The 11756-nt window shown below is 62.4% G+C and carries 12 protein-coding genes; 7 read left to right on the top strand and 5 right to left on the bottom strand.

What is annotated here, in order from left to right; all coding sequences use genetic code 11:
* Window positions 1-22 precede the first annotated feature (22 nt).
* Window positions 23-655: a cytochrome c biogenesis protein ResB gene (locus G6022_RS08715; protein WP_241731127.1), complete on the bottom strand. Its 633-nt coding sequence runs from the start codon at window positions 653-655 to the stop codon at window positions 23-25.
* Window positions 656-1022: 367 nt separating this feature from the next.
* Here G6022_RS08715 and G6022_RS08710 point away from each other — a divergent pair, with 367 nt between their 5' ends.
* Together G6022_RS08710 and G6022_RS08705 are read left to right on the top strand one after the other, a co-directional pair.
* Window positions 1023-1721, top strand: a complete 699-nt coding sequence (locus tag G6022_RS08710; RefSeq protein WP_017836391.1) for a response regulator transcription factor — start codon at window positions 1023-1025, stop codon at window positions 1719-1721.
* Window positions 1718-2875, top strand: coding sequence for an ATP-binding protein (locus G6022_RS08705; protein ID WP_107746584.1), 1158 nt, complete (start codon window positions 1718-1720; stop codon window positions 2873-2875). The genes G6022_RS08710 and G6022_RS08705 overlap by 4 nt, the downstream gene beginning before the upstream one ends.
* A 1-nt stretch (window position 2876) precedes the next feature.
* Here G6022_RS08705 and G6022_RS17145 read toward each other — a convergent pair whose 3' ends face one another.
* A complete protein-coding gene (locus G6022_RS17145; protein WP_182611321.1) occupies window positions 2877-3503 on the bottom strand; it encodes a M23 family metallopeptidase in 627 nt (208 codons plus the stop codon).
* A gap of 585 nt (window positions 3504-4088) precedes the next feature.
* Between G6022_RS17145 and G6022_RS08695 the strand changes: the two genes are divergently transcribed.
* The 3 genes from G6022_RS08695 to lnt all read left to right on the top strand — a co-directional run bounded on the left by G6022_RS08695 (window position 4089) and on the right by lnt (window position 6737).
* Entirely contained in the window at window positions 4089-4583 is a 495-nt protein-coding gene (locus tag G6022_RS08695) for a hypothetical protein (RefSeq protein WP_223210127.1), read from the top strand.
* A complete protein-coding gene (locus tag G6022_RS08690) occupies window positions 4580-4945 on the top strand; it encodes a cytochrome b5 domain-containing protein (protein ID WP_017836387.1) in 366 nt (121 codons plus the stop codon). The genes G6022_RS08695 and G6022_RS08690 overlap by 4 nt, the downstream gene beginning before the upstream one ends.
* Before the next feature lie 313 nt (window positions 4946-5258).
* On the top strand, window positions 5259-6737 hold the full coding sequence (gene lnt / locus G6022_RS08685; RefSeq protein WP_235027363.1) for an apolipoprotein N-acyltransferase: 1479 nt from the start codon (window positions 5259-5261) through the stop codon (window positions 6735-6737).
* Between the two features lie 158 nt (window positions 6738-6895).
* On the opposite strand, the gene G6022_RS08680 is transcribed toward lnt, so the two are convergent.
* The 3 genes from G6022_RS08680 to G6022_RS08670 all read right to left on the bottom strand — a co-directional run bounded on the left by G6022_RS08680 (window position 6896) and on the right by G6022_RS08670 (window position 9958).
* Complete coding sequence (locus tag G6022_RS08680) at window positions 6896-7864, bottom strand: SURF1 family cytochrome oxidase biogenesis protein (protein WP_227022437.1); 969 nt, start codon at window positions 7862-7864, stop codon at window positions 6896-6898.
* Between the two features lie 195 nt (window positions 7865-8059).
* The gene (locus G6022_RS08675) at window positions 8060-8803 is read right to left on the bottom strand and encodes a M23 family metallopeptidase (protein WP_182640271.1); all 744 of its coding nucleotides are present in this window, start codon (window positions 8801-8803) and stop codon (window positions 8060-8062) included.
* A gap of 270 nt (window positions 8804-9073) precedes the next feature.
* A complete protein-coding gene (locus G6022_RS08670) occupies window positions 9074-9958 on the bottom strand; it encodes a cation diffusion facilitator family transporter (protein WP_241731126.1) in 885 nt (294 codons plus the stop codon).
* A 241-nt stretch (window positions 9959-10199) separates the two neighbouring features.
* Between G6022_RS08670 and G6022_RS08665 the strand changes: the two genes are divergently transcribed.
* Both G6022_RS08665 and G6022_RS08660 read left to right on the top strand, forming a co-directional pair.
* Entirely contained in the window at window positions 10200-10853 is a 654-nt protein-coding gene (locus G6022_RS08665; protein ID WP_235027362.1) for a TlpA disulfide reductase family protein, read from the top strand.
* A complete protein-coding gene (locus tag G6022_RS08660; RefSeq protein WP_107746580.1) occupies window positions 10850-11704 on the top strand; it encodes a cytochrome c biogenesis CcdA family protein in 855 nt (284 codons plus the stop codon). The genes G6022_RS08665 and G6022_RS08660 overlap by 4 nt, the downstream gene beginning before the upstream one ends.
* Window positions 11705-11756: the final 52 nt, after the last annotated feature.

The following is an 11756-nucleotide window of genomic DNA, read 5'->3' as shown; positions in this document are numbered from 1 at the left end:
ATAGACGCAATCGCACCCACCGTCACCCGGCAGAAGCCTTCCTCACACTCCATGAATCAGCGGGGCTAGGCGTGGTGTTGCAGAAGGCCGGCGCTTCCTCGTTGGCGATGATCACCCGCATGCCCTCCGCGTACACGAACTTGCCGGCCGCGAACGCGATCAGCAGGAACAGCAAGCCGAAGTGGAATACGATGTTGCCCACCTCGCGCGCATATCCGCGCTCCGCGGACAGCTCGATGCTGCCCGACACGCGACCGTCCCCGTTGTTGCGACGGACCCGCCAGCCCTTGAGGCTCTTTTGGACCTGGTCCGCAGCCTGCTCCGGCGTGGCCGTGGTCCGGTACGCCGCATGATGCGGCAGGCGTGCAAGGTTACGCGGGGCGAGCGGCGGCGGGGCCTTGAGTTGTTTGACCAGATCAATCGACCGCGGTGTCAGGCAGCCCACCAGGGATATAAACAGCAACACGTACACGGCTGTGAACCACCAGCTGGAGAACACGTCGAACAGCTGGAGCTTGTCAAAGAACTCCCCCAGCCAGCCGTTGTCCGCGATGTACTGATTGACGTTTCCCTGGTTGAGGCTGCGCTGCGGCAGGAGTGCCCCCGGTATCGCCGCCACCGCCAGCAGAAATAGCAGAATCAATGCCGTGCGCATCGCGGTGAGAGTGCGCCATGAGTTGCGCATGAACGCGGTGACCGGAGCTATCCTAGGCACTGATTTGAGTCCCCTCTGCCGTTCCCGGTGCGACGAGCCGGATCGAGGGGCAGCTCCGGTGGGGCGTCGCCGGCTTCATAGCATCATCAGCACCGCTCTAGCACGCATAGTCACATCTGGAGATTGTCCTTCGCCGACCCCATTGATCCGGTCGGGGTTTGATGAAGGTCTGATCAAGATCGAGCACGCGGTAGGCGCCAGTGGCAGACCTACGACGATGATTGGCCTTATGTCCACATCCGATTCTCGAGACGCCGGACCTGAAGGTGAGTCACCGACCACTCGCGCGACCGCAGGGTTGCGGGCGATGGTCGTCGAAGACGAGCGTGAGCTCGCCGACCTCATCGGTACCTATCTGACTCGTGACGGCTTCGACCTCACGGTCGTTCATGACGGGCAGGACGCAGTCGACCTGATCCGGCAAGTCGATCCCGACGTCGTCGTGCTAGACCTCGGTCTTCCGCGGCTGGACGGCGTCGAAGTGTGCCGCCAGTTGCGCACCTTCTCCGATGCGTATGTCGTCATGCTCACCGCCCGCACCGAGGAGGTCGACACCCTCATCGGACTGTCCGTGGGAGCCGACGACTACATGACCAAACCGTTCAGCCCACGAGAGCTCATGGCCCGCATCCAGGTCATGCTGCGCCGTCCTCGATCGTCTACGGCCTTACGCTCCCCGTCTGCGGCCTCCGATCACAGAGAGCTGCGAAGGATTGGGGCACTGGCAATCGACGTCGAAGGCCGCGAGGTCACCGTCGACACCACCCCGATCCAGTTGACCAGGACCGAGTTCGACCTCTTGGCGGCACTGACGCGAGACCCCGGCTTGGTGCTGTCCCGGACGCAGTTGATCAATGCGATCTGGGGGCCCGACTGGGTCGGCGACACGCACCTTGTTGATGTCCACATCGCGCACCTCAGACGCAAGCTCGGAGACACTGCGTCCCGGGGCGCATACATCCGCACCGTCCGCGGTGTCGGCTACCGCACCGGAGATGGTCAGTGAGCCGGATCGATCTGGGTGACAACGTGACGCGCCTCAAGCGGTGGTTCACCACTGCCACCTTCGGTACCCGGCTACTGGCGGCGCTCGCTTTTGTGATGATCGGTTTCGCAGTCAGTGCCTGGGTCGTCGCCGCAATACTTGCCCCCGGAATCTTCCACGAGCATCTGGAGATGGCCGGACTGTCACAGAACTCCTCCGAAGCAGCCCATATGGAGGAGGCATTCAACTCGTCAATGATGCTGTCTTGGTCGATCGCACTGGCGGTATCGGTGATCTTGTCGCTGGCTGTCAGCGGCTACATCGCCCGCCGCGTTCAACGATCGATCACCCCGGTCACCCGATCAGTCCAGCAGATCTCCGGTGGAGAATACAACTCACGAGTACACGAGCCGAGAATAGGTCGTGAATTCGACGATCTTGTCGCCAGCTTCAACGAACTGGCACGACGACTAGATGCCACCGAAACCACACGCCGACGGATGCTCTCAGATCTCGCACACGAGTTGCGGACTCCCCTGGCCACGCTCGAATCCCACCTTGAGGCAATCGAAGACGGCGTCCGTGCACTCGACGACGACACGCTGCGCATTCTGCGAACCGCGACTGGTCGGCTAGGCCGGCTCGCTCACGACGTCAGCGCGGTGTCCCGAGCCGAAGAACACCTCACGCGTCTCATCCCCATCGGTACCGACACTCGCAGCATCATCGCGGCCGCGATCGACGCCCTGCGCCCCGAGTACTCGCACAAAAATGTGCTGCTCCAAGCACGTATTGATCAGGCAATACCGATCACTGTCGACAGTGATCGAATCAACCAGGTCCTGACCAACCTTTTGCACAACGCGCTCCGCCACACCGACTCAGGTGGGATGGTCACCGTCACCAGTCGCCTACACAACGGGAACGTGGAGATCACTATCGCCGACACTGGAGAAGGCATCGCAGCGCAGCACCTCGACCACATTTTTGACCGCTTCTACCGCGTCGACACCGCACGCGACCGGGCACACGGAGGAAGCGGCATCGGACTCACCATTACTCGCGCACTGGTCGAAGCCCACGAAGGCCATATCCGCGTTCACAGCGACGGGCTCGGCCGCGGCGCCCGATTCACGATCTCCTTACCGCAGACCCCGGCTCACTCCAAGGGCTGACTCAGTTGGTCGCGATACCGTTTTCCCGGAGCCACTCGATGGGGTCGGCGCGCTCCCGTCCCTCGTTCAACCACACCTCGAAGTGCAAGTGCGACCCGGTGGAAAAGCCACGACTTCCCATGAGGGCAATCGTCTGTCCAGCCTGTACACGCTGGCCGGTGGACACGAGAACCTCTTCCATGTGTCCATAAACGGTCATCGTGCCCTCATCCGACAGCAGTCGGACCCAATTGCCGAACCCTTGCGCCGGGCCGGCATCGATGACGGTCCCGTCAGTCGCCGCCACGATCGGGGTTCCGATCACGTTTGCGATATCGATGCCGCCGTGGAGCGAGCCCCAGCGTTGGCCGAACTCAGACGTGAGGGTCCCGACTGTCGGCATCGCTGCTGTTGGACGGCGCGCGGTCTCCTCGGCAACTTGCCGGCGAGCGTCGATTTCGGTGCCTGCCGCCAATGACGACACCATGGCGGCAGCGCTCTCCAGCGGGATGTCGCCTTGCACCGCAACGGGCCCAGGCAGTTCAGCCGGGGGAAGGGCTATGTCTCCAGACTGGCCAGCAGGACTGATCGACTCCTCGTGCGCGATGAGGTGAATGTGCTCACCACCAGCCTCTGTGTGCTGGTCCACTAGAAAACTTATCGAGGACACGATGGCCCCGGCGGCGACCGTGACGACGACGACCTGATCGCGTAACTCGGGCCGGGCGGAGGGTTGGCGATGCGTACCGCCACCTCGAGGGCGACCAGAACTCGCCCAGATGTCGACAGTTAAAGGGTGTGCCTTGCGGCGTGCACGTCTTCGCTCCACTGCCGCCGTGTCTCCCCTGCCGCTATACCGTGATGGTTTCGTGATGTGACTTCTGCTCGAACTTAGACGAGCAGAGTCCCCGTCGCAAGAAGTGGGGGCCTGCACGCCCGTGTCGAAGAACGACCGGGAGCGGCTCCCTCAAGCGTGCATCGTGCCTAGAGTCTCCCTCTGACCACAGCCTCTGGCAGCGTTCATCAAGCTGCCTGTTGCGAGTGTCAGGGACTACGTGGGCGACATGGGAAGGCCTTCGGAAGCTGGACGTCCTGACAGGCTTCACCCAGGTTCACCCCAACTGGCCGCGCACCAATTCAGCACCGCGTCAGCGACCGTCACGTCCGGGATCTTGATCAGACCTTCATCAAACCCCGACCGAATCAAGAGGTCAGCACAGCACAATCTCCAGATGTGACAGTGCGTGCGGCATTGGGGGACAAGTGGGGCGGGTCGCCGGCCGCCTCCCACCACGAAGAAGTGGACGAGCAGCTCGAGAAAGGGAAAGTGTCGCGATCACAAGATTTACAGATTTCCGGACGATTGTTGTTGCTCGCACGAGCGGTGGCGTTAGTGACAGTCAGCGCCCTCGGACTCCTCTTCACTTCGGCAGGGGTGCTGGTCCAGGACGGCACCAGTCTGGACGTCCACAGCTCGGCCGCCATCGCCCTTCATGTCCTCACCGGCGTGCTGGCTCTGGTTCTAGGGTGGCGCGCGTGGGCTACACGGCGAGGTCGCTGGGCTGCAGTCGTCGCCCTCGTCCTGTTCGGGGCCACGTTCGCCCAAGCGAGCTTAGGGGGCAGTTCGACCTTGGCATTTCACATCGGCGTAGCACTGGTGCTCACGGTCCTGTGTACGTGGCTGGCCGCCTGGACTTTCGGTAGATCACTATACGAGGAGATCGAATGAGACTGCGCAGGACACTCACCGCCTCCGGCTCCACCGCCGCCCTGCTCCTAGCTGTGGGCTGCGCCGGGAACGACACGGGCGCGCCAGAGCAGGCAGAGCAGCTCCAGACGGGCGAGAGAGCCGAGAAACAGGTCACGATGGCCGAGGTCCAGCAGAACGATTCGACCGACTCGTGTTGGACCGTGATCGAGAACATCGTCTACGACCTCACCGCGTGGGTCGACCAACACCCGGGCGGGCCGGACCGGATCGAGCAGCTGTGCGGCACAGACGGGACAGAGAGTTTCACCGACCAGCACAGTGGAGCGTCCCAGCCACAATCGCGGCTCGCCGAGTTCCAGATCGGCCAGCTCGCCGGGTGACCCGGCAGATATGCTTCCGATCCGCTCTGTGCGTCCCGGTCGGAGGCATGTGCCGGGCCCCGCTCCGGGGCCGCGCGCGTGGACTCAGCGAGGCCGTGAACGGGTTCGATTCGCTCCCCCCGCGACCTCTGCGGAAGACGAGAGCGCACCTCGCGAGCGTGACATGACAACACGACAGAAGAACCGTGGGCCGCAATCGGTGGTACTGCCAGCAGTCGGCCTCAGGATGGGCGGGGTTACCCGAAATCAACCGCGGTCAACGCCTTCTCGGCGGTGGCTAAATAGTCACCCCGTCGGCCGTGCGCTTGGTCGAATGGTGTCGTCATTGGGCGCAGGAATACTGCTGTACACCAGTTTCCCGCCTCTATCCTTGTGGTTTCTCGCCCCGGCCGGTCTTGCCATTTTGGTTCTGGCGGTCCGAGGGATCGGCGTGCGCGGCGCGTTCGGATTGGGATACCTGGCTGGTCTCGGGTTCTTCGTACCTTTACTGCCCTGGGTGGGGGTTTATGTCGGCGCTGTCCCCTGGCTAGCATTAGCGGCGCTACAGGCCGTGGCAGTCGCTGTCTTCGCTGGGGCCACCGCACTGGTGGCGCGGCTGCCCGGGGCTGCACTGTGGATCGCGTGCTGCTGGGTGGCCACCGAAGCGGTTCGAGCGCGCCTGCCCTTCGGTGGGTTTCCCTGGGGCCGGCTGGCGTTCGGTCAGACTGATGGACCATTGCTGGCGATCGCTCAGATCGCTGGGGCGCCAGGGGTGAGCCTGTCCGTTGCACTGGTGGGCAGCGCGACGGCTGCAGTGGTCGTCGGACTTGCTCGGCGCTCCGCCTGGCGCTCGGTGTTGCTACTCGGGGCGGTGCTTGTGACCGCCTCTGCACTCGGCTCGATACCCGTCTCTACCGCACCAATCACCACCCCCTCTAAAACGGTTGCCCTAGTCCAGGGCAACGTGCCCCGACTCGGTCTGGATTTCAACGCGCAACGGCGCGCTGTACTGGACAATCATGTGGCTCGTACCGACGCTCTCGCCGCCGAGGTCGCAGCGGGGGTGAAGCCCGCACCGGATCTGGTGATCTGGCCGGAGAACGCATCAGACATCGACCCGTTTCGCAATGCCGACGCTGCAGAACAGATCGATGCGGCCACAGAGGCAATCGGCGCTCCGATCCTTGTGGGGGCGGTGGTGTCCACTGGCTCCGGTACCACCCGAAATACAGCGCTGGTGTGGGAGCAAGGAACAGGACCTGGCGATGCGCACGACAAAAGACGACTGGTTCCATTTGGTGAATATCTGCCAATGCGATCGATCGTGAGCAAGCTTTCGCCTTATGCCGCGCAGGCGGGCAACTTCGTGCCCGGTAACGGCGATGGTGTGGTGACCATCGATGAGACACCGCTCGCTGTGGCCACCTGTTATGAGGTCGCGTTCGATGATCTGGTGGCCGAGTCGGTTCGGTCGGGGGCGCAGTTGATCGCGGTACCAACGAACAATGCAACCTTCGGCGATACCGACATGACCTATCAGCAGCTGGCGATGTCGCGGCTGCGCGCTGTCGAACACAACCGCACGGTGGTGGTAGCGGCCACCAGCGGTGTCAGCGCGATTATCGCGGCGAATGGCGATGTGCTCGAGCAGACCGAAATGTTCACTGCCGATGCCCTCGTCGCACAGGTCCCGCTCAATACCGAGTTCACACTTGCCACCCGATTACGTTCAATTCCTGAACTCATCATCACGGTCACCGCAGTATTCGCGATGCTGGTGGGGTGGATTGCTAGCCGCCGTCGGCGGGGCTGAGATCCCCGGCCATGAGTGCGCGCCGATATCGGGAGCGGACCCGTCGTCGGCCGGGCCGGCTGCAGGCGCTCAACGTGAGCATGTCGGGCAGGGCGCCGAGGGCGAGAAATTGATGAGCTCCCGCGAGGTAAGGGCGAGAGCCAGCTCGAGGATTGGACTCAGTAATCGAGCCTATTTCTCGGACGTAGACGCCGTCGGCGTTCAGCCTCAAATCTGGTGCCGTAGCGATCACGAACGGTCATCGTTACGAGGCGGTCATGGGCCACTGCCTCCGTGGCCGCATCCACCTCAGCAATATGACCGGATACGACATCAGGATCGATATCCCTGTCACCAGGTCCCACAGCACCGTCGCCTAGGCTGCCTTGCTCGTCGTTGCCCTGGCTACGTTGGCGGCGCCGCTCCCGGATTTCACTCCACAGAAAGTAGCCAAGCCCAATTGGCGCTAGAACTCCGAATGCAAGCCATTGAAGCCCATAGGACAGGTACGAACCCGCCTCGACTTCCGGTATCGGAGTTGGCTCGAGTGATCCTGGTTGGCCTCCGGGGAGCTGGAGATGATAGCCAGCAAGATCGAGATCCAGAACCCGACCGATCGTCGAGGTTTCAATGGAGCGCACCATGTGACGATCGTGCAGAACTATCGGTTCGGCCGGGGTGTCGGTGGGCATTCTGAGCCTGGCGGTGATGGTCACTGGATCGGCTACCGCGGCCGGGTAGGTCGGCACCGTGTTGTTCTCGCCAACGCGAACCCATCCACGATTAATAAGCAGATCATCGCCGCCCTCGGTCCGAAATGCGGTGAGAACTTGGTAAACCTGTTCCCCGTCGACAGCTTGCTGCCGCAAGAGCACTTCGTCTTCGGGCAGATAGCGACCGGTTACTGTGACCCGATGCCACTCGGATTCGTCCAACGGCGCGTCCCGCGCCGTCAATTCCGTCAACGGCACTGGATCGGCTTCGACGCTGTGAAGAAGTTGGGAATTGCGCGTCTTCAAATCCTCGTTCTTGCCTAACTGCCATGGCGCCAACAGTGTGAAGCACGTATAGACGAACAGTGCGACGGCGATGAAGGAAATCAACCACCCCGGCGTCATCACGCGAAAGACCCTCTGCACGCCGTTCACGGTAGGCGTGGTGGTAGGACGGTCGGCATCGGGGCCCTCCTGTCGGCACCAGCTCCGGCGATCATTAATCGTGCCCGCCTCCCGCCACTGTCGGCAGGGATGGTTCCGATCCGGCGAGATCAGCGTGTTGCGTGCCGAATTGTGGCATCCGGGCCTGGATCGGAAGTGTCGAGCAGCAGGTCGTTGTCTACGTCCTCAGATGACGACGCCGTTCGCGGCCAACCATGACACCGAGTCGATCCACTGGCCGGCGGGATTCTGTACGCCGAAGTGCACATGCGGACCAGTCGAGTAGCCACGGTTACCGACTTCACCGATCACCTGGCCGACGGTGACCTGCTGGCCTTCGGTGACGTAGTTGGCATTGTTGTGGCCATACTCCAAGAGATAGCCGTCATCGGTCTTGATGCGAATCCATAACCCATAACCGGAAGCGGGGCCGGAGGCCACGACCGTGCCGGACTTGGCTGCATACAAGGGTGTGCCGATCGGCGCAGCGATGTCGGTGCCATTGTGGTTAGCGCCCCACCGCGAGCCGAAGCCAGAGGTGATCGTTCCATCAGTCGGCCTGTGAGCTTGGCTGGCGACCGAAAACGCCGAAGACGACGACTGAGCAGTATCGAATCCGAGCGCCTGGCTCAGCCCGGGGGCCTGACTTGCATACTGGCGGACCGCGTCAGCTCCGATGCCATAGCGGGCGGCAGCCTCTTCGACCATCTGTCCGACGTGCTCGGGATCAGACGATTGGGCAGCGGCCACAGGGGCGACACTAAGCGCCGCGCCACCGGCGATTGCGGCGCCAGCCAGCGTGGTGGCGGCGATCCGGCCCACTCCCCTGGATCGGTTGGCGCGATGACGCCCACCAGCAGAGATGCGGTGGCCCACACCAAGCGAGTCCATGAGATCGGCGAACGGAACGCTCTTGGAGGAGCTCGACATGATTGATTCCTTCAACTTAAGCGATGGTCGCAGCTTCATACCGACGACCACTGGAGACTCCCGAAACGGTAACAGTTGCATATCGTCCGGTCACGGAGAGTTTCCTGAGAATCCAGAAATCAGCAGTTCATACGCCATTTGTTAGTCATCTACGGCATCGCCCGACCGTTACCCCGACGTGATTTTTGGTTCGGATGCGGTCCGGTCGGGGCCACCCCGCAATCGTCCCGGGTGACTAGACCGCGATCAACGCAAGCAGGATCAAGGTCCTTACTCCTGCCCCCTCCTCGTACCCGCCGCACGTGTGATGTCGATCGCTGATGCCGCAGTCTCGTCGGGACAGTCGGTCTCCACCTGCACAGTAGAAAAGAAGAAGCGGTACCGAGCTTGAAGCAGGTTGGAGGCGGATTGGAGAACGATCTGCGGATCGGCGCTTGCGGAGGTGCGCAGGTGGCCGGAGAACACGAAACGTCCACTGGTTAGTGCCCAAGCATGGGCATGATGGACGTCTTCCACCCCATCTATCGCTGCCAGGTCTTCAGTCACGTCAGACAGGTAGACCTCGTCGGGTGTGCCCTCCATGAGCAGATGGGTGGCGTCGCGCAGGATGCTCCAGCTTGCCCATACAAGCACGAAGCCGAACGCCAAACCGAGCAGCGGATCGATCAGCAAGAACCCGGTGAACTTGATCACTAGTGCGGTGACGATGATGAGCAGGCTGCCGACGAAGGTCTGGATGATGTGCCACAACGCGCCACGAACGTTCATGTCGCTGCGGCTTTGTTTCCAGATCAGGCTCAGGGCGACGATTTCGGTAAGCAAGCCTCCCGCGGCTGCCCACAGCATGGGCGTCGTGGGCAGGTCAACCGGATCATTCATGCGCATGGCAGCCATCACGATCACCACCATCGCCATGATTAGCAGGAAACCGCCATTGACCAGCGCGCCTACGATCTCGGCGCGGTACCAGCCAAAGCTGCGATTCTCGTCTGCGGGGCGGCGGGCGAGTCGAGCAGCGAAGATGGCGACTAGGACACCACCGACCGCCGAGAAGGTGTGAAAAGCGTCCGAGATCACCGCAACCGAGCCGGTCCACAGCCCGATCGCCAACTCGATGACGAAGTAGATTCCCGTCAGCCAGGCCGAGATAGCCATGCCCCACCCACGAGCCTGCACCTGCCCGTGTCCACCATGCCCATGTGCCATGGGGGTCTCCTTTTTGCACTCGGAATCCGGTTCTCGTGTCAGCTGCACACTGTGCATCGGTCTCGCGGCGCCCACAGCTTCTCTCGGGAATCTTGATCAGACCTTCATCGAACCCCGACCGAACCAATGGGGTAGGGGCGGCACAATCGTCCGGTGTGACTGTGCAGGCAAGAGTGGTGCTGATGCTGTGATGACGACGGATGTGTTCGGCAAGGGTGCGCAGCCCGGTAGCTGGGGCAGACGGGCAAGATGCCAACTGGCCGCAGTGGTGGTGAGTTCGCTTGTACTTACTGGCTGCGCTAGCGGCACTGATGCCGTCGCTTCAGGTGAGACGTTCGATTTTGTCAGCCCGGGCGGCCAGATTGAGATCTTCTATGATCCGCCGGCGGACCGCCAGAAGATCGCTCCGATGTCTGGCCCGGAAGTAGTAGATCCGGAGGCCACTGTGGCGGTCGCAGACTTTCCTGGCGAGGTGGTGCTGATCAACCTGTGGGGTCAGTGGTGTGCGCCCTGCCGGACGGAAACCGACGACCTGCAGCGACTGCAGGACAAGTACCAGGCGCAAGGCTTCACCAATCTCGGCGTCAACTTGCGGGACCCGAATCGGCAAAAGCCTGTCGACTTCATCGAGGACAACGGGGTCACCTATCCCTCAATTTGGGACCCGTCGCAGGCCGCGGTGGCGGCGCTACATGGTTTCCCCACCTCGGTGGTGCCAGCGACACTGATTCTCGACAAACAGCACCGAGTCGCTGCGGTGTATCTAGCAGAGGTCACCGACACCCAGTTGGAGCCGGTCATCGAGAGACTGCTGGCCGAGCCTGCTGAAAGCGACGCTGCATGAACACGGTGCTGATTGCGCAATCTATTGGCCAGACGTTCCAACAAACTGCTGCCTCCGGACCTCTGCTGCTCGCGTTGGGAGCATGTGTCCTCGCTGGACTCGTCTCGTTCGCCTCGCCGTGCGTAGTCCCGCTCGTGCCCGGGTATCTGGCATATATGGCCAGCATCGTGGGTGCAGAGCGCCCGGCGGTGACTGTGCAGGCCGCCGAGCAACGCCGCGCCGAAGCCAGCTCGCTCACTCTTGAACAGCAGCGTCAGCGGGTGTCATCGCGACGACGAGTCGTCCTCGCCGCGGTGCTATTCGTTGCTGGATTCACGGTGGTCTTCGTACTGCTGTCGGCGATGGTGCTGGGCACCGTGCAATACCTCGCCCCCCGGCAAGAATTGCTGCAACGGCTCGGCGGTGTGGTGACCATCTTGATGGGACTGGTGTTCATCGGGGCCATACCCGCCCTCCAGAGGGACACTCGAATGCAGCCGAAAGCACTTTCCACCTGGGCGGGCGCGCCGCTACTTGGCGCCGTCTTCGCCCTGGGATGGACGCCGTGTCTCGGACCGACTCTGGCAGCGGCGTTGTCAGTTGCCGCCGGAACCGGACTCGACGCCGCACGCGGAGTACTGCTCATCGTGGCGTACTGCCTGGGGCTCGGACTGCCTTTCATTGTGGTGGCCTTCGGTTCGACGAGAGCCATCCGCACAGTGGGCTGGCTGCAACGACACACGCGAACGATTCAGATCGTCGGCGGCATCATGCTCATCGTCGTCGGAATCTTGCTGCTCAGCGGCATTTGGACGCAGTTCGTGTACTGGCTCCGCGACTTCGCCGTCTCCGACACCACTCTGCCGATCTGACAGTGCTCCGATGGCTGACCTGCCGCGTTGATTTCGGACAGCGGAGTTGATG

Origin of the sequence: Dietzia sp. Cai40 (assembly GCF_014145165.1) — a bacterium.
In the GTDB taxonomy this organism is placed as follows: domain Bacteria; phylum Actinomycetota; class Actinomycetes; order Mycobacteriales; family Mycobacteriaceae; genus Dietzia; species Dietzia natronolimnaea.
Note: the sequence above shows the minus strand (reverse complement) of the source record. Positions and strands in the feature narration are given on the sequence as shown.

Bases quoted from the DNA above. Each gene is read 5' to 3' on its own strand.
- G6022_RS08715 (WP_241731127.1), bottom strand. From the start codon at position 655: ATGCGCACGGCATTGATTCTGCTATTTCTGCTGGCGGTGGCGGCGATA.
- G6022_RS08710 (WP_017836391.1), top strand. From the start codon at position 1,023: ATGGTCGTCGAAGACGAGCGTGAGCTCGCCGACCTCATCGGTACCTAT.
- G6022_RS08690 (WP_017836387.1), top strand. From the start codon at position 4,580: ATGAGACTGCGCAGGACACTCACCGCCTCCGGCTCCACCGCCGCCCTG.
- lnt (WP_235027363.1), top strand. From the start codon at position 5,259: ATGGTGTCGTCATTGGGCGCAGGAATACTGCTGTACACCAGTTTCCCG.
- G6022_RS08675 (WP_182640271.1), bottom strand. From the start codon at position 8,803: ATGTCGAGCTCCTCCAAGAGCGTTCCGTTCGCCGATCTCATGGACTCG.
- G6022_RS08670 (WP_241731126.1), bottom strand. From the start codon at position 9,958: ATGGCTATCTCGGCCTGGCTGACGGGAATCTACTTCGTCATCGAGTTG.
- G6022_RS08665 (WP_235027362.1), top strand. From the start codon at position 10,200: ATGACGACGGATGTGTTCGGCAAGGGTGCGCAGCCCGGTAGCTGGGGC.
- G6022_RS08660 (WP_107746580.1), top strand. From the start codon at position 10,850: ATGAACACGGTGCTGATTGCGCAATCTATTGGCCAGACGTTCCAACAA.